Source organism: Sporosarcina sp. P34 (assembly GCF_002743375.1).
GTDB lineage: Bacteria > Bacillota > Bacilli > Bacillales_A > Planococcaceae > Sporosarcina.
This window is the reverse complement of the sequence record NZ_PDZC01000003.1, coordinates 216,464-239,840: the sequence shown is the minus strand read 5'-3', so window position 1 is coordinate 239,840 and position 23,377 is coordinate 216,464. Positions and strand designations below refer to the sequence as shown.

Genomic DNA, 23,377 nt, shown 5'->3' with positions numbered 1-23,377 from the left:
CATTTTGACTCATCTATTTGGTGTGACTTGCTCATCAAGTCTACAATCAATCCATCTTACCATATTCACAACAAAAAACCCGAAAACAATGTACAGTTTTCGGGCACTACTCTATACTAAAAAGTCAACTTGCGTACGTCTGGCTGCGGAATGGCAAGCCAATCTTCAACGATGGCCTGAAATTTTTCTGTTGAGCCGGTTGTATAAAATACTGGCTCTATAGGATTAACAGACTGTAATTGCTTAGCCTTAAGAATCCGTTCAACGTCAATCACAGTCTCGGCCGCCGAAGAAATAACATTCTTTTGATTGGAGAAATGCGCTTCAATATGTTCTTGCAATAATGGATAATGCGTACAGCCAAGTATTACAGAATCAAACGAGTAGTTATGCAAAGGCTGTAATGTCTTATCGACTATATCCCTGGCCGCTTGTGCGCGATATTCACCACTTTCAACGATCGGCACGAAATCCGGACACGCAAGTGAATAGACTTTCGCTTCCTTTTTTAGAGCTTGTATTGCTTGATCATATGCTTTACTGTTCACAGTGCCTTCTGTACCAAGCACGGCAATTTCGCCTGTTTGCGACGCGTTGACAGCTGCTCGGGCCCCTGGCTTAATCACACCGACAATAGGAAAATCAAATTTCTTCCGTACGTCTTCTAGCGCTATGGCAGTCGCAGTGTTACACGCAATCACCAGTAATTTAATACCCATTTGTGCCAGACTGTTGACCATATCCATCGTAAATTGCAACACTTCTTCCGCAGGTCGAGGACCATACGGACAACGTGCATCATCGCCAATATAAATAATAGGTTCATTCGGCAAGTGGTGACGTAACTCTCTGACAACTGTTAGTCCACCGACCCCCGAATCAATTACTCCAATAGGTGCATTCAATGTAATCCCTCAATCTCTTGTCATCTGTTCATGTAGTGTAGCCAGCATTTCTGAAAAACGCTGAATTTCTTGCTCATTTGAATCGGCAAGAACGTCTTGTAAATACTCTTGTCTCTTTTGTATGACCTCTTCAATAATTCGTATCCCTTCAGGTAATAAATGGACACGGACAACCCGACGATCCTTTTCATCCCGCACCCGCTTCACTAGTTGACTATTCTCCATTCGGTCTACTAAATCCGTCGTGGTGCTGAAAGCTAGGAACATTCTATTGGATAGATCACCGATGGTCATATCTCCATATTCCAACAACCATTGAAGAGCGCTAAATTGAGGAGGTGTAATAGTAGAGTTCTTTAATATTTTTCGACCCTGTTCTTTAATGATGGACGCAATGTATCGCAAGTCTTTTTCCATCATTACGATATCAGTTGGTACGTTTTTCTGTTCATTCAACAAAAAATCAGCTCCCTGAAATGAGTCCTATCTTTTCATTGTACCGTTTTCATTGATGAACGCAACATTTTTTCCTTCGGTTGTAGGCTAGAGATGAAGTAATTGACACCGATTGCACAAAATTAATCTACTATCATAAGAAAGCTATCATTTTAGTGTAGCTGTAATTCTCCCAATCGCAGTAATTCAACGATAGCTTGTGCTCTGCCTGATACGCCCAGTTTTTGAATCGTATTCGAAATATGATTTCGTACGGTTTTTTCACTAATGGTCAGCTGTCCAGCAATTTCTTTTGTTGTAAAATCGTCTACCAGCAAAGTGAAAATTTGTCGTTCCCGATTTGTTAATAAAGAACGGTTTTGCATTTCATCCAAGATGCGCCCCTCCTCTTTACGCTTTCCCCTTAGGATATGTAAGGATAGGGGCGGCTGTGTAGGCTTTTACGAGTTTTTGAGAAACATCTGTTTTTCTTCTTCTGTCCATGCAACAGGCATTCCATCACCTTTTCCAATTTGAACGATAGCACCTCTACCTGTCAAGACGATTTCATTGCGTTCATTCTTAGCCATATAATGCAAATCAACTGAACTCGTGCCCATGGAATTAGCCTTTACATAGATCTGTAGCTTTTCGTCAAAGTACACTTGCTTCGCAAAATCGCATTGTAAATCCGCTACTATTGGAATTGTTTTGCCCTTTGGATCAACCCATTTGGCCATATGGTTTAGATGTTTTAAAAATTCAATTCTAGCATACTCAAAATATGCAAATACTTTTGTGTTGTTTAAATGTCCATACATATCGGTCTCAGAAAAACGGACTGTAACTTCCGCATGAAAATGAAATCCTTCTATCCATTCCTCTAAATTATCAATATAACTCTCTCTCATTTACATGCACCCCTTCATAATGAATGATTATTCATTTCTTCAGTATATCAAAATATAAATTTACGTCAAATAACATAACTAACATTACTGGCAATGAAGGGTTAGCTAGTGAGCACAAAGGGATTGCAGCTCCAGCTGGCGGACGCTTCACTCCTACTTTTTATAGTGGTAGGACTTAGAACACTCACTGACAATTATGTCTATATTATTGTTGAGTTTGAACTTTGTTAAGATCAAGTACAAACCTAACTACATTAATCAACAAAAATAATACCCACTCGCAATGCAAGGATACACGCGTAGGAGGGGCAACTCCCGCGGGATAAGCATGAGCCTTGAGATCCCGCAGGTAGCGAGAGCCGTAACAAAGAACGGCTTTTGCGAGTACTAGCAGAGCGTTAGAAGCACGTCTTTGCATGTAGAGGACGAGGAAGCTCAAGCCATGCCTGCAGGAAAGCGTCCCCCCCGAAGCGCAAATCCGCACGCCAGCACCATTTCTTACTCTACTAATTTTAACGTCAAAAAAAACTGCCACAGAAAGTCGTAGAGTTACGACTTTCTGGACAGCTTTACTTATAGAAATTAATCTACTTGGTGGTCACTTCCGAAGAAGTTTTTGAACATTTGGATCGTCGTTGCTCTACCAATTGCACCAATAGAAGTCGTCAATGGAATTCCTTTAGGGCAGGCAACTACACAGTTTTGTGAGTTACCGCACTCAGTGATTCCTCCGTCTCCCATAACAGTAGCCAAACGCTCATCTTTGTTCATAGCACCCGTCGGATGGGCATTGAATAGACGTACTTGTGACATTAATGCAGGACCCATGAAGTTTGTCTTGTCGTTTACGTTCGGACAAGCTTCTAGACATACCCCGCACGTCATACATTTAGACAATTCATATGCCCATTGACGTTTACGCTCAGGCATACGAGGACCTTCACCAAGATCGTACGTACCGTCGATCGGAACCCATGCTTTAATGCGCTTTAACGAATCGAACATGAATTCACGGTCAACAACTAAGTCACGAACGACTGGGAATGTACGCATAGGCTCAAGTTTAATAGGTTGTGTTAACTGATCAACCAGCGCAGTACATGACTGACGAGGGCGACCATTTATAACCATTGAACATGCACCACAGACTTCTTCCAAACAGTTCATATCCCAGTTAATAGGCGTCGTTTTTTCACCTTTGGCATTTACTGGGTTACGTCTGATTTCCATTAGGGCCGAAATTACGTTCATATTCGGGCGATATGGAACTTCAAATCTTTCCACATATGGGCTTGAAGTGGCAGTATCTTGACGCTGAATGTCAAACACGACAGTTTTTGTAGCAGTTGCTGTTTGTTGTTCGCTCACTTTTGTTAATCTCCTTTCTTCGCTGAGTAATCGCGGATACGTGGAGGAATGAGAGATGTATCTACATCTTCATATGAAATAATTGGTGCAGAGACTCCATCGAATTCCGCAATTGTTGTTTTCAAGAAGTTCTCATCGTCACGATTCGGGAAGTCCGGCTTATAGTGCGCGCCACGACTTTCATCACGATTCAATGCACCTAAAGTGATTACACGTGCTAGATATAGCATGTTTTTCAACTGACGTGTGAAAATAGCTCCTTGGTTAGACCATTGCTGTGTATCCGTAATATTAATATTTTCATAACGCTCAAGTAACTCGACAATTTTGTCGTCTGTCTGCTTCAATTTATCATTGAAACGAACAACCGTTACGTTGTCAGTCATCCATTCGCCAAGCTCTCTGTGAAGAATGTACGCGTTCTCCGTACCATCCATCTTCAGAGTGTCTTCCCATTTTTGCTGCTCTTCTTTCACTGCATCTTCGAAGATCGTTGCAGGAAGTTCATCAGCTGTACGCTTTAGATGTTTCATATAATCGATTGCGTTTGGTCCTGCGACCATTCCGCCGTAGATAGCAGATAGCAAAGAGTTAGCACCTAGACGGTTTGCACCGTGCTGTGAGTAATCACATTCGCCTGCTGCGAATAAGCCTGGGATGCTTGTTTGCTGATGATCGTCAACCCATAGTCCACCCATTGAGTAGTGAACAGCCGGGAAAATTTTCATCGGCAATTTACGTGGATCGTCTCCCGTGAACTTTTCATAAATCTCGATGATTCCACCAAGTTTAATGTCAAGTTCTTTCGGGTCCTTATGGGATAGATCCAAGTACACCATGTTTTCACCGTTGATACCTAGTTTTTGGTTTACACATACGTCAAAGATTTCACGTGTCGCGATATCCCGTGGAACTAGGTTACCATAGTCCGGATATTTCTCTTCCAAGAAGTACCATGGCTTTCCGTCTTTATACGTCCAAACTCGTCCACCTTCACCACGTGCAGATTCACTCATTAGACGAAGCTTGTCGTCTCCCGGAATCGCTGTTGGGTGAATTTGAATAAATTCTCCGTTTGCATATTTTGCACCTTGTTGGTATACGATGGAAGCTGCAGAACCTGTATTGATCACAGAGTTTGTGGACTTACCAAAAATAATACCAGGGCCGCCTGTTGCCATGATGACAGCATCCGCTTTGAACGCTTGAATTTCCATCGTCTTCAAGTTTTGGGCTTTGATCCCACGGCACGTACCTTCTTCATCTTTAATAATTCCAAGGAATTCCCAGTGCTCGTATTTTTGTACAAGTCCTGATACCTCGTGCGAACGCACTTGTTCATCAAGAGCATAAAGTAACTGTTGTCCAGTTGTTGCACCTGCATACGCTGTACGGTGGTGAAGTGTACCACCGAAACGACGGAAATCCAATAGGCCTTCAGGTGTGCGGTTAAACATAACACCCATACGGTCCAATAAGTGGATGATTCCAGGAGCTGCTGCCGTCATTGCTTGTACTGGTTTTTGATTCGCTAGGAAGTCCCCACCGTAAACTGTATCATCAAAGTGAATGTCGACGGAGTCGCCTTCACCTTTCGTATTTACAGCACCGTTAATGCCGCCTTGGGCACATACGGAGTGGGAACGTTTTACTGGTACTAGCGAGAACAAGTCAACCGGTACACCAGCTTCCGCTGATTTGATGGTAGCCATTAGTCCAGCTAGACCTCCACCGACGACAATCAATCTGCCTTTTGCCATTATTGTGTCACTCCTCAATTATACATAATTTCATTAGTTAGTTAGTTTTTTACACAAAAGCTAGAAGTGCTTGAATTCCAATTACAGAAAGTATTAAGAATATAACGATTGTGATGTAAGACACGATTTTTTGTGATGATGGTGATTGTGCAATTCCCCATGTAACACAGAAAGACCAAAGTCCGTTTGCTAAATGGAAAGTAGCAGATACAACACCTAGGATATAGAATACAAGCATAAGTGGATTCGACAAAATATCGACCATCATGTTGAAGTCTACTTCAGCTCCAAGGGCTTTTTGAATACGAGTTTCGTATACATGCCATGCAATGAAGATGACAAGGAATACGCCCGTGAATCGTTGGAGCGTGAACATCCAGTTACGGAAAGTACTGTAATGGCCCACATTGTATTTCGCTGAGAAAGCTATGTACACTCCGTAAAATGCGTGGAACATGAGTGGAATGTAAATAATAAACCATTCCAGGAAAAATACAAACGGCAAGTTCCCCATAAAATTAGATGCTGTGTTGAATGCTTCCTCACCGCGCGTTGCAAAATGGTTAATTACTAAGTGTTGGGCAACAAAAAGTCCAACTGGAATTACACCAAGCAACGAATGTAGACGGCGTAAGAAAAAATCTGTTTCTTTCGACAAGTCTTTTACCCTCCCTTATTTCTGAGATTATACTGTAGTGATGCGTTTCTCTATCTAGTTCACATTCACCAGTACCTCTCTTCATGGTACAATATGATAACATGTATATTGTACTCCTCTGTATTGGACAGGTCAAGACGCTGTGAACTTTTCATAGTAGATTATGATTTTTCTAAAAACGTCGAATAACCCTTCACTTTTCCCTATGATCTGACAACGCTTGACATTGTATGAACCTTACGAGAGTTTGGGTTTGAGAGTTTTTCCTATCATTCGTCTCCGTTACACAACTCATTTATTTATGCATTTTCCGTCTACGCAAAAAATACTGACTATTCGGATAAATTGTGGCGAAAATCAAACGTCTAACCGTAATCTGATAACTTAACACTACATGCTAATTAAAGCCCCTTGACTTTATTCAGTCAGGGGCTTTTTCAGACTCCTCAGGTTGTTGGAAATGAGCGAGCAACTCTTCTGCTACTTTCTTTGGTATCCCTGCTTCTTTTAATTGTTCGGGTGTTGCCTCGCGTATGGCTTTCACTGTTTTAAAATGTTTCAGTAATTGCTGTTTACGTTTTGGTCCAACACCTTCAATTCCATCAAGTGATGAAGTCAGTGAAGATGCCCCCCGTCTCTGTCTATGGAACGTAATAGCAAATCGGTGGACTTCGTCTTGGACGCGTTGAAGCAAGTAAAAAGCTTCACTTGTTTTCTTCAACGGGACAATCTGCGGTGGATGACCGTACAGCAACTGTGCTGTATTATGTTTATCATCTTTTGCCAGTCCGGCTATCGGGATGGAAAGTCCGAGTTCATCTTCTAGCACTTCACGTGCGATTTCCATCTGTCCTTTCCCACCGTCAATGACAATTAAGTCGGGTAAAGGCAACTGATCTTTTAAAACACGTGTATAGCGTCGCCTAACCACTTCACGCATCGCACCATAGTCATCATGCGCTGCAGCAGTTTTAGTTTTATACTTTCTGTAATCTTTTCGATTAGGTCTTCCATCTACAAATGATATCATCGCGGATACTGGTTCCACGCCATGTGTATGCGAGTTATCGAAAGCTTCGATGCGAAGAGGAGTACTGATGTTCATCGCTTCTCCAAGTTCTTCACAAGCACCAATTGTACGTTCTTCTTGGCGTTCAATAATTTGGAATTTAGCATTCAATGCAATAGACGCATTCTTGACGGCCAGTTTGACAAGTTCTTTTTTCTTTCCACGTTGCGGTATCAACACATTCGTATCAAGTAGTTGATCTGCTAATGCAAAATCAACGCTTTCCGGCAGAAGTACTTCTTTTGGCAATAAATGTTGAGCTTCTCCATAGAAACGACCCAGATATGTTAGTAATTCCTCTTCCGGATCCCGATAGGCAGGAAATATAGAGACATCCCGTTCTATCATCTTACCTTGTCTAACGAAGAACACCTGCACACACATCCAACCTTTATCCACTGCATAGCCAAAAATATCACGATCTGTAAAATCATTCGCATTCATATTCTGCTTTTCCATGACGGTTTCAATATTGGTAATTTGATCACGATATTCCTTCGCACGTTCAAATTCTAATTCTTCCGCAGCTTTATTCATTTTTTGCTGCAGCTCCTTTTTGACTTCTTTATAGCCGCCATTAAGGAATCGTGTAATGTCTGCAATCATTTCAGTATACGCATCTGCAGGTACCTCTTTTATGCAAGGCGCAAGACATTGCCCGATATGATAATACAAACACGCGCGTGTAGGAATACTTTGACATTTACGGTACGGATATAAGCGATCCAGTAATTTCTTTGTTTCATGGGCTGCGCTAGCGTTTGGATAGGGTCCAAAATATTTACCTGATTTTTTATTGACTTTTCGCGTAATGATCAATTTCGGATGACGTTCGTTCGTGATTTTCAAGTACGGATATGTTTTGTCATCTTTTAGCATGATATTATATTTTGGATCGTATTTCTTTATCATGTTCAATTCCAAAATTAATGCTTCAATTTCAGAATTGGTAACAATATATTCAAAATCCTCTATTTCGCCGACCAATCGTTGTGTCTTGCCATCATGGGAACCCGTGAAATAGCTACGCACACGGTTTTTCAATACTTTTGCTTTCCCTACATAAATGACTGTACCTTGACGATCCTTCATTAAATAGCAACCCGGCAATTCGGGGAGGATCGAAAGTTTATGTTCAATGATTTCATTCATTATTTTCACCTACTAAAAAACCGGGCTGCTCTGCGGCCCGGTCTCTTGTATTTATGCGTGTTTTTCAACTAGTTGTGCAAGTGCTTCTTTCGGTTGGAAGCCTACTACCTTCTCAGCTACTTCCCCGTCTTTAAAGAGGAGAAGTGTTGGGATCGACATGATACCGAACTGGCTAGCCGTTTCTTGGTTATCGTCCACGTTTACTTTTACAATGTTCGCTTTTCCTTCTAGTTCACCTGATAGTTCTTCTAGTACAGGAGCGATCATTTTACAAGGACCACACCAAGGTGCCCAAAAGTCCACTAGTACTACGCCTTCTTTTACGTTTTCAGCAAAGTTCGAATCAGTTGCATTAATAATTGCCATTCTTATTTCCTCCTTAGTCTTTAACTATATTCGTATTATATCATGGAGGTATAGAAGGGGCTAAAAAAATGCCTGTACTCATTCATTAGCTTGCTTTAATCTGTTTAATTTCTTCGATCATGATGGGGATAATCTCGAAAATGTCGCCTACGATACCGTAGTCTGCGATTTTAAAGATGTTCGCTTCTGGATCTTTATTGATTGCCACAATGACTTTCGAGTTGGACATACCTGCTACGTGCTGGATCGCTCCAGAAATTCCAGCTGCAATATACAAGTCCGGTGTAACGACTTTACCCGTTTGACCAATCTGTAATGAATAATCGCAGTAATCTGCGTCACATGCTCCACGTGAAGCACCGACTGCACCGCCTAGAAGATTTGCCAATTCTTTTAAAGGCTCAAATCCTTCAGGTCCTTTAACGCCACGGCCGCCTGCTACGATTACTTTCGCTTCAGATAAATCCAAGCCTTCTGTTGATTTACGTACTACGTCTTTGATGACAGAGCGAAGATTCGTAATTTCCACACTTTTCGCTGTTACGTCACCTGAGCGGCTTGCATCATGCGTTAATGGCTCGATGTTGTTCGGACGGATTGTGATAAATTGCAACCCTTCTTTAATTTCTACTCGTTCAAATGCTTTACCAGAATAAATTGGGCGGATGAACTCTGCGTCATCGCCTTCTCCTTCAATTTTTGTAACATCTGAAATTAATCCAGTTCCAAGCTTACTTGCAATTTTTGGTGATAAGTCTTTCCCCATAGCTGTATGTCCAAATATGACACCGTCTGGGGATTCTTCTTCGTACACTGCAAGGAACGCTTGGCCAAAGCCATCTGGTGTATAGTGCTTCAAATGCGGATGTTCAACCGTTACTACACGGTCTGCTCCATAATGAATCATTTCTTCGCCAAGTGACTGAACTTGATCCCCTATAAGAACAGCGACAACTTCTCCGCCGCCTGAAATTTTCTTTGCTGCTGCAATTGTTTCAAATGATACGTTACGTAGTTCTCCATCACGTGCTTCACCTAAAACCAACATTTTCTTTGACATAATATAGTCCCTCCTAATTACGGTTCTCTGTATGAATTAAATTACTTTCGCTTCGTTACGCAATAATTTAATGAGTTCAGCTGCTTGATCGGCTGGCTCTCCTTCAAGTACACGCCCAGCTGATTTCGCGGGTGGTAAAAAGACTTCTTTTGTTTCTGTCTTCGCTTCCACGTCATCTTCCTCTAGGTCCAGATCATCGAACTCTAGGTCTTCAAGAGGTTTTTTCTTCGCTTTCATAATACCTGGCAATGAAGGATAGCGTGGTTCGTTTAGACCTTGTTGTGCTGTTACGAGAATCGGTAAGGATGTTTCAATAGTTTCTGAATCCCCTTCTACGTCTCGTACAACTGTTGCGTTCGTTCCATCTATCGTTAATTCAGTAATTGTCGTGACATAGTTAATGCCTAGTAATTCTGCAACGCGTGGTCCTACTTGTCCTGAACCGCCATCAATTGCTACATTACCTGCCAGAATTATATCAGCATCTTTATCTTTTAAGTAATCCGCAATGACTCTCGCGGAAGTGTATTCGTCAATATCATCAATGTCGTCCTCAATATTGATGAGTACTGCTTTATCTGCACCCATTGCCAATGCAGTACGCAATTGTTTCTCGGAATCTTCGTTACCGATTGATAGTACAGTTACTTCCCCACCGTGTTCGTCACGTAGTTTAATAGCTTCTTCCACTGCATACTCATCGTATGGATTTATGATGAATTCTGCGCCATCTTCAGCAATGGCACCGTTTGAAATTGAAATTTTTTCCTCCGTATCAAATGTTCTTTTTACTAATGCATAAATGTTCATTAATAGAACCTCCTTTTTGATAATTACTTCCCAGTAAATGTAGGTTGACGTTTTTCAATAAATGCTTGGATACCTTCTTTTGCATCTTCAGAGACGAATACTGTGCCAAATGACTTAGCTTCTTCTTCCACTCCTTCATAGAATGAAGGATCTTTTGAGTAGGAAAGCATGCGTAATGCATGTTTCACTGCAATTGGGCTCTTCTTTGAAATCTTCTTCGCAATCTTTAATGTCTCAGCCGAAAGTTCTTCTTCTGAATATGCATGATTTGCAAGACCCCACTGTACTGCTTCTTCTCCTGTGATCGGATCACTTGTCAACATAATTTCTGCTGCTTTAGCTACACCGACCAAACGTGGCAAACGTTGCGTTCCTGCAAATCCAGGAATGAGACCTAATTGCAATTCAGGCAAGCCCAGTTTTGCACTTTTCGTGACTAAACGGATATGGCAAGCCATAGCAAGCTCTAAACCGCCCCCCAGTGCGGCTCCATGAATGGAAGCGATTACAGGTTTAGGGAAATTTTCAAGACGCTCGAAGACTTCTTGTCCTTTACTAGAAAGCTCCGAGAACGCTGCTCCAGTGTCGATTGTTGTGAATTCCTTTATGTCTGCGCCTGCTGAGAAGAATCGGCCTTCACCGTATAAAACCACAACACGAACATCGTTGTCGTGCTCTACGCTAGTCAACAACTGATCCACTTCCTCAATCAATTTCGAAGATAAAGCATTCGCTGGGGGATGATCAATTTTTGCTAATGCGACATGTCCATCCATTTCCAAGTTAATCAATGTCATCTACAATCTCTCCTTTTATACAATGCTTACTGTTGTTCGTAGCCATGCAATAGCATATTGCTAACTTTAGGTGCTAGGCTGACTAAATTAAACTTCTGATCGTTCATCACCCAAGAGGTAATCGTTTCGTCCATAGTGCCAAATAGCATCTGCCTTGCTAGTCTAAGGTCTAGATTGGGAGATAATTCTCCATTCTTTACCCCTTCTTCAAGCAAAGTATCCAACAAAACCATATATTCTTTCAACACATTATTGATTTGGAATCGCAGTTCTTTATTTGACTGTCTGAGTTCCAATTGTGTGACGATCGCTAAATGAGGATCTTCTTGCAATACTTTGAAATGATTTTCCACAACTAATTCCAGTTTTTCTGCGATTGGAAGATCTGTTTTTAATATTTCTTTAATATTTTCTACGAAAATTGCCATTTTTTCTCTGAATACAGATATTAGGATGTCCTCTTTATTTTTAAAGTACAAATAAATGGTCCCATCCGCAACTCCAGCTTCTTTAGCTATTTTTGAGACTTGTGCTTGATGGTAACCGTTCTCTGCAATAACAATTACAGCAGCGTCTACTATTTGTTTATATTTAGGTTTAGTTCGCTTCATTAATGATTCACCACCAAAAAGAAAATATGAATGACTATTCATTCATATTTTCATGTTAATATTCTTTTGGTTTATAGTCAAGCATTTTGTTACGAACTTTTTAAGGAATTCTGAACTTCCGTTAATTTCTTTCGTTCTTCTTCCACTAATGTTCTGCGCAGTATTTTACCTACTGCTGTTTTTGGTAGATCTTCGCGGAAATCATAATGCTTTGGAACTTTAAATGCAGCAAGCTGTTTTCTGCAATACGTATCTAATTCTGCTTCCGTTATAGAATATCCTTCTTTTAAAACAATATACGCTTTAACAGTTTCACCACGATATGGATCTGGCACACCTGCTACGATACATTCTTGAATAGCGGGATGTTCATATAGGACTTCTTCAACCTCGCGTGGATAAACATTGAACCCACTTGCGATAATCATATCTTTTTTACGATCGACCACATAGAAGTATCCGTCCTCATCCATATACCCTAAGTCTCCTGTCAAAAACCAACCATCCCGGAATGATTCCTGTGTGTCTTCAGGTCTATTCCAATAACCTTTCATTACTTGTGGCCCTTTTACCGCAATCTCACCAATTTCCCCTACTGGTAATGGTTCTGATGAGCCAGGACCAAGCACGCATCCATCCGTATCAGGCCACGGAACGCCAACCGAGCCACGCTTTTCCAATCCATCCCAAATAAAGTTAGCCATAGCGACTGGAGACGTCTCTGTTAAGCCATATCCTTCCACAAGTTTTCCACCGGTTACCGCTTCGAACTTTTCTTTCACTTCAATTGGTAATGCAGCAGATCCACTGATACAAGCTTTTATAGAGGATAGATCATATTTGTCCAAATCGGGATGATTCAACAGACCAATATAGATCGTGGGTGCCCCAGGAAATATGGTTGGTTTTTGTTTGTCAATATCTTTCAATGCGGTCTTGAAATCAAATTTAGGTATCAACACCATTTTATGACCTTTCATTACAGCGAAAATCAAAACGGTCGTCATACCATACACATGGAAAAATGGTAGAATGCCCATAATCGTTTCTTCGCCATCAGTCGTTTTGTATAACCACGCACTACACATTTCCGTATTGCTTATTAAATTGGAATGGGTCAATTCGACACCTTTTGGCGGACCTGTAGTTCCTCCGGTATACTGCAATAATGCAATATCACCGTTCTCGTACGCTACATGAATCGGATCGGGTTTTGTTGTTTTCATGATTTCGGTATATACATGATGCATACCACGATGCTCTACTTTTACCATCAACTTATGCTCTTTTTTCTGAATGAATGGATAGATAAGATTTTTTGGGAACGGGAGATAATCTTTGATTCCCGTAATAATAATATTTTCAAGCGCAGTTCCGTTCATAGCTTTCGTGACACGAGGGAATAAAATATCAAGCGATATAATCACTTTTGCACCCGAATCAGAAAGTTGGTAGTGCAATTCGCGCTCTGTATACAGTGGATTTGTCTGAACCACAATGGCTCCTGCATACAGAATTCCGTAGTAAGCGATTGCGCCTTGCGGACAGTTTGGCAACATAATGGCCACGCGATCGCCTTTTACGACTCCTAATTTTTGCAAATAGGAAGCAAATTTTAGAGCGGACTCATGAAATTCTTTGAACGTGATGTCTTTCCCCATAAAATGCATCGCGGTGTTAGTTGAATGTTTTTTACTGGATCTGGTTAGATAGTCTTGCAATGGAATATTTTCATAGGCTAAAGTAGTCGGAATTTCTTTTGGATATACAGAAAGCCAAGGTTTTTTCGTCATCTTTACAACTCCTTTATCGTAATATAATTGTTTGAATATTCCTTGTTCATTAGTATATCGATAAACTAATTAGTTTACAAGATAAATATGTAAGCGCTTTATCTATCTATATACATGCCTCTAAGTCTATGTGCGTGTGATGACTATTATACATTTTCAGAAGATGGAGAGGCTGGGCATGGGATACGAGAGGGGATTTACGCTTCGGAGGGGACGCTTTCCTGCGGGCATGGCTTGAACCTCCTCGCTTCGCTGTGGGGTCTCAAGACTTATGCTCATAACGCTCCGCTTATAATCGCAGAAGTAATTGCTATTCCCGCGGTAGTCGCCCCTCCTACGCTCCAATCCCTGCAATGTAAACGAAGAACAACTTTTGCGAGTAATAGCGAAGCGTTAGAAGCACATCTTTACACTTAGCGAACGAAGAGGCTCAAGATTGCTTCCTCGAAGGCATCCCCAGCTAGAGCATCAATTCCCTCGTAAACACTACTTAACTATCCTCCGTTTGGTCTTGCTCTTCTACATTTCAACTATAAAAAACACACCAAGACCAAGGTCAGGGTGTGTTGGTGACGAGCCAGTATACTCCGATAAGGACGAAGAGTACACAGACTACTAATAATATTTTAATTAATCTTTCCATAATATGCGATCTCCTATGAAATACTGGCGCCGATGACGAATGACAGACCGACAGAAATGCAGAGCGAGATGAAGCCGACACTGCGGTTGTCCGCTTGGATCTCCTCGTCTACTTTAAACTTCGGTGTCAGGAATTCGAACAGCAAATAGGCAAAGACAAGAAGCAGGAAGCCGAATAAGCCCCAGCCCATCATCTGCGATAGACTATTGTGCTGCTCGATAGAATAGCGGAAAATATTTGCGACACCAAATATCTTTCCGCCTGTTGCCATCGCCACTGACAAGTTTCCTTTACGAATTTCTTCCCAGTTTTTATATTTTGTTACAATTTCAAATAGCACCATTGATACAATCAAGCACAGTGTAACGACACTGAAATACCCCGCCGTCTCAACTAATGGATGACTCCAAAATCCCGTATGATCCACAACGCTACACCTTCTTTATGTTCTTTTGCTAGTCATACGATTCAAACAGCTGAAAGGTTTCATTTATTTTAATTCTACTACAGTGACGCCACTCCCGCCTTCGCCCGCTTCGCCAAAGCGATAGGATTTCACGCGTGAATGTTTTTTTAAGTATTGTTGAACCCCTTGTCGAAGTGCCCCTGTTCCTTTACCATGAATAATATTCACTTGATGGTAGTTGGACAATAATGCATCATCAATATACTTCTCTGTGCGCGCAAGAGCATCTTCATATCGTTCACCACGTAAATCGAGCTCCATTTTCACATGCTCAGAACGACCTTTTACTGCTGACACTGTGACATGTTTCTTTTCTTTTTCAGGTTTCGTATATTGCAATCCAGACTCAGGTAATTTCATCTTCAAAATACCAATTTGAACAATCCACTCATTATCTGATACTTTTTCAACAAGAGTCCCTTTTTGTCCATACGCGAGTACCTTTACTTCGTCCCCTTGTTGTAACGGACGAGGTCCTGCTTGTGCTTTAATGACTTTCTTTTTCTTTTCTTCAGGCCTAGCGCCTTCCAATCGTTTTCGAGCTTCAATTAACTCATGTTCCTTAACACTAGCCCCTGCATTCAACCGTAGAGCACGTAAGTCTGAAATAACCGCTTCGGATTCCGTTTTGGCTTGATCCACGATTTTTTTCGCTTTCTCTTTGGCCGCTTCTGTTAAACGGTCTTTTTGCTCTTCAAATTCTTGGAGTTTATCGTGTAATTCTTTTTTCAACTTCTCTGTTTCCAAAAGTACATCATGTGTACGTTCAGCATCTTTTTCGGATTGTACACGGCTTGTTTCAAGAGAGGCGATCATCGAATCTACTTCTCCACGATTTTCTCCTGTGAAACTCTTTGCACGATCTATTACATGATGTTGTAAACCTAATCGTTTGGAAATTTCAAACGCATTACTTCGTCCCGGTACACCGATCAGTAAACGATATGTCGGACTCAACGTATCAATGTCGAATTCAACACTCGCATTGGCAACACCTGGCCGGTTAAAACTATACGCTTTTAATTCCGGATAATGAGTGGTCGCCATTACACGTGCGCCAGTACCATGTACTTCATCGAGAATGGATATAGCAAGAGCAGCACCTTCTTGAGGATCCGTCCCCGAGCCTAATTCATCGAATAACAATAGAGAACGATCATCGAACTTCTTTAATATATTCACGATGTTGACCATATGAGAAGAAAATGTACTCAAACTCTGTTCAATCGATTGCTCATCCCCGATATCCGCATAAATCGAATCAAAGACGGCAATTTCAGAACCATCAAGAACAGGAATTGGCAGACCTGATTGCGCCATCAACGTGCAAAGCCCCACTGTTTTCAGCGTAACTGTCTTACCCCCTGTATTCGGACCGGTGATCACAATCGTTGTTATGTCGTTGCCAAATTCAATCGTATTCGCTACCGCTTCGCTGATTGGTAGAAGAGGATGACGCGCTTTAGAGAGGCGTATATAGCCATCTGCGTTAACTGCCGGTTTCGTGCATTTATTGGCAGTACCGTACTTAGCTTTCGCTAAAATAACATCCACTTCTGCCAATAGCTGCACTAATGTGAATAACTCATGAGCGATTTCTTGAACACTAGCCGATAAGGCAAGTAAAATCTTTTCGATTTCTTCCCGCTCTTTAATTTTCAGTTCACGAATCTCGTTATTTGCCTGAACGACTGCATCTGGCTCGATGAATAGTGTTTGACCAGATGATGACATATCGTGAATTACACCGCCATAATGGGATCGATATTCTGCTTTAACGGGAATACAGTAACGATCATTACGCATCGTAACGATTGCGTCAGATAGCATTTTCGATGCGTTCTTCCCTCTTGTATAACTTTCAAGACGTTCACGCACGCGACTTTCTTGGATACGTAAGCCTTGACGAGTCGAACGTAACGCGGATGACGCACTGTCCATCACTCGACCATTATCATCGATTGCTGCATTGATTTCATGTTCAATCGCTGTCAAGATCGGCATCGCTTCTTTACGCGCGATTAAATGCGGAATAGAGATCTCACCTTCAGTCGCAACAGCTTCTAAAAACTGACGAAGAATTCTGCTGGCACGGATCGTATCTGCAATTTCCACTAGCTCCATTGCGCTTAACATTCCACCAATTTGCGCGCGTTTAGCATGGGATCGAATATCATGGATTCCACCCATTGGGACATTCCCACGGATACGTAAAAGTGCCAAGCCTTCATCTGTTTCCTCAAGTAACCGAGTGACATCTTCGAGATTTTTTGAAGGCACCAATTGCTCTATATGTGCACGGCCTGCAATGGACGTACATTGTGCCGCTACTTGTTGTATAATTTTATCAAATTCAAGTGTTTTTAAGACACGCTTTTCCAATGTCTTACACTCCCTTTCATTTACGAATCACTTTCTCAATAAATGTTTCAAGCGGCCATGTGTTAACTACCTGCTCAGCAGGAAGCCAAGCTTTTTGTGCATATTCTACGCCAATCGGCATAATATCAAGTTGTTCTGTCGCGTGCGCATCTGTATTAATTGCAATATTGACGCCCGCTTCCATCGCTTGGATTACGTGTTCTGTGCGCAAATCTAAACGATATGGACTTGCGTTCACTTCAAGAATTTTACCGTATTCGCTCGCCCACTTGATGAGCTGCTCGATATCTGGATTATATCCTTCACGTTGACCAATAATACGACCTGTTGGATGGGCAATCATGTGCACGTGTGGATTTTTACATGCAGTATGCAGACGCTCCATAATCTGCTCCTGCGGTTGATTGAAACTAGAGTGAATAGACGCAATGACAAAGTCCAGTTGCTTTAGAATCTCATCTTCAAAATCCAATGTCCCGTCCGGAAGAATATCCATCTCAGTTCCGCAGAATACTTCAATGTCATCATACAACGCATTCACTTCACGAATTTCCTCAATTTGCTTCAATAAACGCTCAGGTGTTAAACCATTTGCCACTTTTAAATAATGCGAATGATCGGTAATGACCAGATGTGAATAGCCTTTTGCACGGCAGGCCTCCACCATCTCTTCTATTGAATGTCCACCATCTGACCAAGTGGTGTGCATATGAAGATCGGAACGGATTAGTTCAGGTGTGACAAGTGTGGAAATCTCCTTTACACGATCAAGCTCCGTTCCGTCCTTGCGAATACTTGGCGGAATGAATGGCAAATCAAAATGAGCGAAAAATTCTTTTTCATTAGCAAACGTCTGCACATGTCCTGCTTCATCTTCCACGCCGTACTCACTGATTTTCTCTTTACGGTTTTTAGCCAACTGGCGCATCCGTATATTATGCGCGGCAGAGCCGGTAAAGTGATGTAGTGACGTCGCAAATTGATCTTCAGTTACAAAGCGGAAATCCGCATCGATTGGACTTACTGTATCAAGCGAAATTGACAGTTTAGCATCGCCCGCTGCAATCACTTTTTCGATCGGTAACGCAGCCAATATTTTTTCACGAACGATTTGTGGTTCTTCAGTTACAAGAATCCAGTCTACATCTGAACTTTCTTCTTCGCGCCTACGATAACTCCCAGCTACTTGATACTTCTGAATTTCCTCAATCAACTGTAATTCAGCCTGAACGATATCAACGATTTTTGTCACTTGCCAAATGGGTGTCTTGCCAGAACGACTTGCAAGTATTTCTATTTCACGCAATAAGTTCTCCTCTGTCTTTTTGCCGAATCCCGGAACTTTGCTTACCTCTTGTCTTTCGCAAGCTGCTTGAAGTGATTCGACCGAATCTATATTCAACGCTTCTCGTAGTTTGGCTATTTTCTTTCCACCCAATCCAGGAATATTCAAGAGAGGAATCAAACCTTTGGGAACCTTTTCTTCAAGCTCCATTAATACATCGGAAGTTCCTTTTTCCATCAAATCAGTTATGACCGAACCGGTTCCTTTGCCGATTCCTTTCAACGACAGGATATCATCCATCTCATCGAGACTTCTCGTGTCCAATTCCAGAATCGAAGCGGCTTTCCTGAATGCTGCCACCTTAAAATGGTTTTCTCCAAGTAACTCCATATATAATGCAATTTTTTCAAATGTACGAATTATAGTCTTTTTATTCAAGTCCGTATCCTCCCACTCTGTTAAAAAAGCTTCCACGCGTTCGGGAAGCTTTTGGTTCATATGTACAGTACATTATTTACGAGCATTAGCCTATATAAACGAACCACCAATTTTTTATTGCCGAGGAAATAATTGGCGTATGTTCGAATATCGCTTTTGCCAGCAATGAATGACCTACTGAGTTTTGAATGACTTCAACTGGAAGCATCGCAAGTAAAGATAATACAAAAAAGATGATTACGTAAAATTCAATGAAGCCCAGTCCTGCGCCAACTAGACGCGCACCGAAACCTAGAATCGGAATATGCTTGATGAAGTCCAACATGGAACCAATTAATTGCAAAACCAGCTTCATTCCGACAAAAATTAAAACAAATGCGATCAACCGATAAAACGTCATATCCATATCCAAGTTTTTGAACGTCCAGCTCAGCGTATCTGCTGCAGTCGCCCCCGGATAAGGTATCCATAATATTAATTTTTCTGCAAACGGCTTGTAGAACTTATACGCTACGATTACTGATACAATCAATCCTAACATATGGATGAGCTGTACGATGAACCCGCGTCTAAAGCCCGCAATTAAGCCCCCTATAAGCAGTAAAATAATGAGTAAATCTACCATATTTTGAACCTCAACCCTTCATTTTTTTCACTTCATCTTCTAATTCTTTTACTCTTTCTTGTAATTTTAGAAATTCATGCACATTATTTACCGCCGTCAGGACAGCAATCCTTTTACTGTCGAGATGTCGATTATGCTTACTAATTTCGCGCATTTTTTCGTCAACGAGCGAGGCTACATAACGCACATGTGAAGAAGATTCCGTACCAACAACCGTATATGTTTGTCCGTAGATTTCAACAGTCACTCTTGCTTTTTTATTGTCCGCCATTTTATGCCCTCCCCCTAAAAACCCTCACATAATCATACCATGAAAATCAATTACTTGTGAATCAATTACGCCTCATATTGACACGAGGTTCGAAATTCAGACATGAACTTTCATTAGAGACTGTAATTTCAGGTATACTAAGGAATAGATTATTTCGAGAGGTGGATAAATAAATGAGTAATCAGGTCATTGTCCTGTCTGAAAAAGAATTACCGAAAGTACTTCGCTTCTATGAAACAAATAAAGTTACCCGTAATGCACCAGGTGTCATTTTTGCTGCTAAGATTGCCGATACGTCCATTACTGCTTACCGGTCCGGAAAAGTATTGTTTCAAGGTGCAGGGGCAGACAGAGAAGCTGCACGCTGGGGGACTGTAACGAAAGTCACACCATCTGGAGCAAAAGGAGATACATTACCTGCAAACTTTGCATCGCTATCCGTCCTCGGCTCAGATGAAACAGGTACAGGCGATTTCTTCGGACCGGTTACTGTAGCCGCATGTTTTGTTAGTAGTGACCAAATTGAATTGGTAAAAGAACTAGGTGTAAAAGATTCCAAACAACTTACAGATGCGTATATGCAGCACATCGCAGAGGATCTGAAACGAGTTGTAACTTACTCCGTGCTGACGCTCGATACTATCAAATACAATGAAATCCAAAGTAGAGGATGGTCGCAAGGTAAGATCAAAGCTATCCTTCATAACCAAGCACTTCAGCAAGTACTGGATCAGATGCATCCTGTTTTACCTGAACATATTCTTATTGATCAGTTCGCGGAACGACGTGTTTACTATAATTATTTAAAAGATGAATCTTCTATTATTCAAGACAAAGTATTTTTCTCGACAAAAGCTGAAAATCTCCACGTCTCAGTAGCCATTGCCTCTATATTGGCACGAGTTGCATTCCTTGAAGCAATGGATCAATTAAGTACAAAAGCTGGTGTCACATTACCTAAAGGAGCAGGACCCAAAGTGGATCAAATAGCTTGTCAAATCATCCGTAAAAAAGGAGAACCATTCCTACATAGCATCACGAAAGTACATTTCGCCAATACACAAAAGGCATTAAATCTCGCATATAAAAAATAAAAAGATTGTAGTGAAATAAAGCAGGCTACCTGTCAGAAAACTGATAGGTAGCCTGCTTATTTATTATGATCGAAGTTGTGCGTTTGCTTGTACAGTTAACGCATCCAGTACTTTACTGTGCGCCTTGACGACGTCTTCATCCGTCAACGTACGTTCAGGATCGAAGTATGTCAGAGAGAACGCCACGGATTTTGTTCCTCCTTCTACGTTCTTCCCTTCATATAAGTCAAACAGCTGAACCTTTTTCAGTAATTTCCCGCCTGCTTGCTTGATTATTTTCTCCAAGTTCGCTGCAGTTGTGTCACGATCGACAACTAAGGCAATATCACGGGAGATGGAAGGATAGCGTGGAACAGCTTCATACAACAGCTCTTCTATCGCGGTTTGCATAATAGCCTGCAAGTTCATTTCCATGACATACGTTTCTTGCAAGTCACGTTGTTTTTGAACGGTTGGGTGTACTTGCCCGATGATGCCCACTGACTGGTCGTCCAACCATACTGTCGCTGTACGACCTGGGTGCATTTGATCCACTGTCGCTTTTGTAAACTGCAGTCGGTCGAGCAAACCTAACTGCTCAAACAACCCTTCTACAATTCCCTTCATAACGAAGAAGTCGACTTTTTTCGATTCGCCTTGCCATGCATGATGAACCCATTTGCCAGTCAAGACTGCTGCGACATGTTCTACCTCTTTCGGTAAACCATCCTCTTCGATACCGAGAAAAACAGATCCTGTTTCGTAAAGTGCAATGGATTCATTTCGACGAGCCACGTTATATGTTGTTGCATCAAGAAGGTGTGGAATGATGCTTTGGCGAAGAATGCTACGCTCTTCACTCATTGGCATAAGCAATTTCGTTACAGGAGCAGTCTCTAACGCGAAAGCTTGTGCATCTTTCGGTGAAGCCAATGAATACGTTAAAGCTTGCGATAGACCTGCTGCTTCAAGGTATCGGCGAACAATGCGACGCTTCGCCTGATACGGTGTCAATCCGCCTGGTGTACTTTCCACGATAGGTAATGTTTTCGGAATTTCATCATACCCATATAGGCGAGCGATTTCTTCAATCATATCTTCTTTGATTTTCAAATCTTGACGTCGTGTCGGAATATCCATCACAAGTTGACCATTGATTAAGTCCGTCGGGATCTGCAAACGATCCATAATCGTTTTCATTTCATCCATAGCAATCTTCATACCTAGACGATTATTCACATAGTCCGGCGAAAGAATGATTTTCTGAGGTGTTTTGTCAAGTTCGTCGAAGGTAACGGATCCATCCAGAACTTCTCCACCAGCAAGTTCAGCCATCAATTGTGCCGCTCGCTCTGCTGCTTCTGCTACACGATTCGGGTCAACGCCTTTTTCAAAACGTGTGCTTGCATCACTGCGCAAGCCCACTTCTTTGGATGTTTGTCGAACGGAACTTGGTGCAAAATAAGCGGATTCGATAACAACCATTGTGGTACCTTCGTGCACTTCTGAATTCGCACCGCCCATTACACCTGCAAGCGCAACGGGCTCTATCCCATTCGTTATTACCAGTTGCTGGTCATTCAACGTACGTTCTACTTGATCAAGTGTCACCATTTTTTCACCTTCACGAGCATGACGCACGACGATCTCTTTCGTTTCGAGACGGTCATAGTCAAATGCGTGAAGAGGCTGTCCGTATTCCATCAATACATAGTTCGTGATATCGACCACGTTATTATGCGGTCGAATACCCGCAGACATTAACGTGTTTTGCAACCACTGAGGTGATTCTGCAACTTTCACGTTCTTCACTACTTTTGCTACGTACATGGGATTGTCTTCAGTTGCTTCTACGGATAGCTTCAAAACGTCTTGAGCTTTTTCTGCAGACGCTGAATAAGAAATTTCCGGCAGTTTAATATCTTTAGATAAAATCGCCCCTACTTCATACGCAACACCAAGCATACTCAATGCATCAGAACGGTTTGGGGTTAAATCGAACTCCAAAATACGATCGTACAAACCAAGATGCGTCAATGCACTATCTCCAGCACGGACATCATTTGGTAACACATAGATTCCTTCAGCATACGCTTTTGGAACTAATTTTCCTTCTATACCGAGTTCTTGCAGGGAGCAGATCATACCGTTAGATTCTTCACCACGAAGTTTCGCTTTTTTGATTTTCATTCCGCCAGGCAAGATAGCCCCTGGACGTGCGACAATGACATGTTGCCCTTCTGCGATATTTGGAGCTCCACAAATAATTTGTGAAATTTCTCCACCTACATCAACTTGACATATATGTAATTTATCCGCTTCAGGATGCTTTACACAGTTATTCACGTAGCCAATGACGATATTATCCATACCGAATGAACGATCTATGATGCCGTCTACTTCAATACCAGCACGAGTAATTTTTTCTGCAAGTTCTTCTACAGACAGTTCGTTCCAATCTACATAATTACTTAACCAATTTGTTGATACTAACATCAA

21 protein-coding genes are annotated in these 23,377 nt (G+C 41.6%); 1 reads left to right on the top strand and 20 read right to left on the bottom strand.

Annotation, left to right across the window (positions count from 1 at the left end; translation table 11 throughout):
• Positions 1–116 precede the first annotated feature (116 nt).
• The 19 genes from racE to zapA form a co-directional block, all read right to left on the bottom strand.
• Positions 117–905 carry a glutamate racemase gene (gene racE / locus CSV63_RS07185; protein ID WP_099695220.1) on the bottom strand — a complete coding sequence of 263 codons (789 nt, stop codon included), beginning with the start codon at positions 903–905 and terminating at the stop codon, positions 117–119.
• 9 nt (positions 906–914) lie between these two features.
• Positions 915–1,325 (bottom strand): MarR family winged helix-turn-helix transcriptional regulator, encoded by a 411-nt coding sequence (locus tag CSV63_RS07180; protein WP_099695398.1) that lies wholly within the window; start codon positions 1,323–1,325, stop codon positions 915–917.
• A 188-nt stretch (positions 1,326–1,513) separates the two neighbouring features.
• Positions 1,514–1,726 carry a helix-turn-helix domain-containing protein gene (locus tag CSV63_RS07175; protein WP_099695397.1) on the bottom strand — a complete coding sequence of 71 codons (213 nt, stop codon included), beginning with the start codon at positions 1,724–1,726 and terminating at the stop codon, positions 1,514–1,516.
• A 75-nt stretch (positions 1,727–1,801) separates the two neighbouring features.
• On the bottom strand, positions 1,802–2,251 hold the full coding sequence (locus tag CSV63_RS07170) for an acyl-CoA thioesterase (RefSeq protein WP_099695219.1): 450 nt from the start codon (positions 2,249–2,251) through the stop codon (positions 1,802–1,804).
• A gap of 582 nt (positions 2,252–2,833) precedes the next feature.
• Positions 2,834–3,619 (bottom strand): succinate dehydrogenase iron-sulfur subunit, encoded by a 786-nt coding sequence (gene sdhB, locus CSV63_RS07165; protein WP_099695218.1) that lies wholly within the window; start codon positions 3,617–3,619, stop codon positions 2,834–2,836.
• Between the two features lie 5 nt (positions 3,620–3,624).
• Positions 3,625–5,379, bottom strand: coding sequence for a succinate dehydrogenase flavoprotein subunit (gene sdhA / locus CSV63_RS07160; RefSeq protein ID WP_099695217.1), 1,755 nt, complete (start codon positions 5,377–5,379; stop codon positions 3,625–3,627).
• 49 nt (positions 5,380–5,428) lie between these two features.
• Entirely contained in the window at positions 5,429–6,037 is a 609-nt protein-coding gene (locus tag CSV63_RS07155) for a succinate dehydrogenase cytochrome b558 subunit (protein WP_099695216.1), read from the bottom strand.
• A 421-nt stretch (positions 6,038–6,458) separates the two neighbouring features.
• Positions 6,459–8,258, bottom strand: a complete 1,800-nt coding sequence (gene uvrC, locus CSV63_RS07150) for an excinuclease ABC subunit UvrC (protein WP_099695215.1) — start codon at positions 8,256–8,258, stop codon at positions 6,459–6,461.
• 51 nt (positions 8,259–8,309) lie between these two features.
• Complete coding sequence (trxA, locus tag CSV63_RS07145; protein WP_099629723.1) at positions 8,310–8,624, bottom strand: thioredoxin; 315 nt, start codon at positions 8,622–8,624, stop codon at positions 8,310–8,312.
• Positions 8,625–8,709: 85 nt separating this feature from the next.
• Positions 8,710–9,684: an electron transfer flavoprotein subunit alpha/FixB family protein gene (locus tag CSV63_RS07140; protein ID WP_099695214.1), complete on the bottom strand. Its 975-nt coding sequence runs from the start codon at positions 9,682–9,684 to the stop codon at positions 8,710–8,712.
• A gap of 36 nt (positions 9,685–9,720) precedes the next feature.
• Positions 9,721–10,494 carry an electron transfer flavoprotein subunit beta/FixA family protein gene (locus CSV63_RS07135; protein WP_099695213.1) on the bottom strand — a complete coding sequence of 258 codons (774 nt, stop codon included), beginning with the start codon at positions 10,492–10,494 and terminating at the stop codon, positions 9,721–9,723.
• A gap of 23 nt (positions 10,495–10,517) precedes the next feature.
• Positions 10,518–11,291 (bottom strand): enoyl-CoA hydratase, encoded by a 774-nt coding sequence (locus tag CSV63_RS07130; protein WP_099695212.1) that lies wholly within the window; start codon positions 11,289–11,291, stop codon positions 10,518–10,520.
• Positions 11,292–11,317: 26 nt separating this feature from the next.
• Positions 11,318–11,902, bottom strand: a complete 585-nt coding sequence (locus CSV63_RS07125; protein WP_099695211.1) for a fatty acid metabolism transcriptional regulator FadR — start codon at positions 11,900–11,902, stop codon at positions 11,318–11,320.
• Positions 11,903–11,991: 89 nt separating this feature from the next.
• Positions 11,992–13,695: a long-chain-fatty-acid--CoA ligase gene (locus CSV63_RS07120; protein ID WP_099695210.1), complete on the bottom strand. Its 1,704-nt coding sequence runs from the start codon at positions 13,693–13,695 to the stop codon at positions 11,992–11,994.
• A 656-nt stretch (positions 13,696–14,351) separates the two neighbouring features.
• On the bottom strand, positions 14,352–14,765 hold the full coding sequence (locus CSV63_RS07115) for a DUF350 domain-containing protein (RefSeq protein ID WP_099695209.1): 414 nt from the start codon (positions 14,763–14,765) through the stop codon (positions 14,352–14,354).
• 63 nt (positions 14,766–14,828) lie between these two features.
• Positions 14,829–17,186, bottom strand: coding sequence for an endonuclease MutS2 (locus CSV63_RS07110; protein ID WP_099695208.1), 2,358 nt, complete (start codon positions 17,184–17,186; stop codon positions 14,829–14,831).
• 16 nt (positions 17,187–17,202) lie between these two features.
• Positions 17,203–18,909 (bottom strand): DNA polymerase/3'-5' exonuclease PolX, encoded by a 1,707-nt coding sequence (gene polX / locus CSV63_RS07105; protein WP_099695207.1) that lies wholly within the window; start codon positions 18,907–18,909, stop codon positions 17,203–17,205.
• Between the two features lie 85 nt (positions 18,910–18,994).
• Positions 18,995–19,534, bottom strand: coding sequence for a CvpA family protein (locus CSV63_RS07100; protein WP_099695206.1), 540 nt, complete (start codon positions 19,532–19,534; stop codon positions 18,995–18,997).
• Positions 19,535–19,544: 10 nt separating this feature from the next.
• Complete coding sequence (gene zapA / locus CSV63_RS07095; protein ID WP_099695205.1) at positions 19,545–19,805, bottom strand: cell division protein ZapA; 261 nt, start codon at positions 19,803–19,805, stop codon at positions 19,545–19,547.
• A gap of 173 nt (positions 19,806–19,978) precedes the next feature.
• Between zapA and rnhC the strand changes: the two genes are divergently transcribed.
• Positions 19,979–20,899 carry a ribonuclease HIII gene (gene rnhC, locus CSV63_RS07090; RefSeq protein ID WP_099695204.1) on the top strand — a complete coding sequence of 307 codons (921 nt, stop codon included), beginning with the start codon at positions 19,979–19,981 and terminating at the stop codon, positions 20,897–20,899.
• Between the two features lie 63 nt (positions 20,900–20,962).
• Here the strand turns inward: rnhC and pheT are convergent, their stop codons facing one another.
• Positions 20,963–23,374, bottom strand: coding sequence for a phenylalanine--tRNA ligase subunit beta (gene pheT / locus CSV63_RS07085; RefSeq protein WP_099695203.1), 2,412 nt, complete (start codon positions 23,372–23,374; stop codon positions 20,963–20,965).
• Positions 23,375–23,377: the final 3 nt, after the last annotated feature.

Bases quoted from the DNA above. Each gene is read 5' to 3' on its own strand.
- CSV63_RS07180 (WP_099695398.1), bottom strand. From the start codon at position 1,325: ATGATGGAAAAAGACTTGCGATACATTGCGTCCATCATTAAAGAACAG.
- CSV63_RS07175 (WP_099695397.1), bottom strand. From the start codon at position 1,726: ATGCAAAACCGTTCTTTATTAACAAATCGGGAACGACAAATTTTCACT.
- CSV63_RS07170 (WP_099695219.1), bottom strand. From the start codon at position 2,251: ATGAGAGAGAGTTATATTGATAATTTAGAGGAATGGATAGAAGGATTT.
- sdhA (WP_099695217.1), bottom strand. From the start codon at position 5,379: ATGGCAAAAGGCAGATTGATTGTCGTCGGTGGAGGTCTAGCTGGACTA.
- uvrC (WP_099695215.1), bottom strand. From the start codon at position 8,258: ATGAATGAAATCATTGAACATAAACTTTCGATCCTCCCCGAATTGCCG.
- trxA (WP_099629723.1), bottom strand. From the start codon at position 8,624: ATGGCAATTATTAATGCAACTGATTCGAACTTTGCTGAAAACGTAAAA.
- CSV63_RS07140 (WP_099695214.1), bottom strand. From the start codon at position 9,684: ATGTCAAAGAAAATGTTGGTTTTAGGTGAAGCACGTGATGGAGAACTA.
- CSV63_RS07135 (WP_099695213.1), bottom strand. From the start codon at position 10,494: ATGAACATTTATGCATTAGTAAAAAGAACATTTGATACGGAGGAAAAA.
- CSV63_RS07130 (WP_099695212.1), bottom strand. From the start codon at position 11,291: ATGACATTGATTAACTTGGAAATGGATGGACATGTCGCATTAGCAAAA.
- CSV63_RS07125 (WP_099695211.1), bottom strand. From the start codon at position 11,902: ATGAAGCGAACTAAACCTAAATATAAACAAATAGTAGACGCTGCTGTA.
- CSV63_RS07120 (WP_099695210.1), bottom strand. From the start codon at position 13,695: ATGACGAAAAAACCTTGGCTTTCTGTATATCCAAAAGAAATTCCGACT.
- CSV63_RS07100 (WP_099695206.1), bottom strand. From the start codon at position 19,534: ATGGTAGATTTACTCATTATTTTACTGCTTATAGGGGGCTTAATTGCG.
- zapA (WP_099695205.1), bottom strand. From the start codon at position 19,805: ATGGCGGACAATAAAAAAGCAAGAGTGACTGTTGAAATCTACGGACAA.
- rnhC (WP_099695204.1), top strand. From the start codon at position 19,979: ATGAGTAATCAGGTCATTGTCCTGTCTGAAAAAGAATTACCGAAAGTA.
- pheT (WP_099695203.1), bottom strand. From the start codon at position 23,374: ATGTTAGTATCAACAAATTGGTTAAGTAATTATGTAGATTGGAACGAA.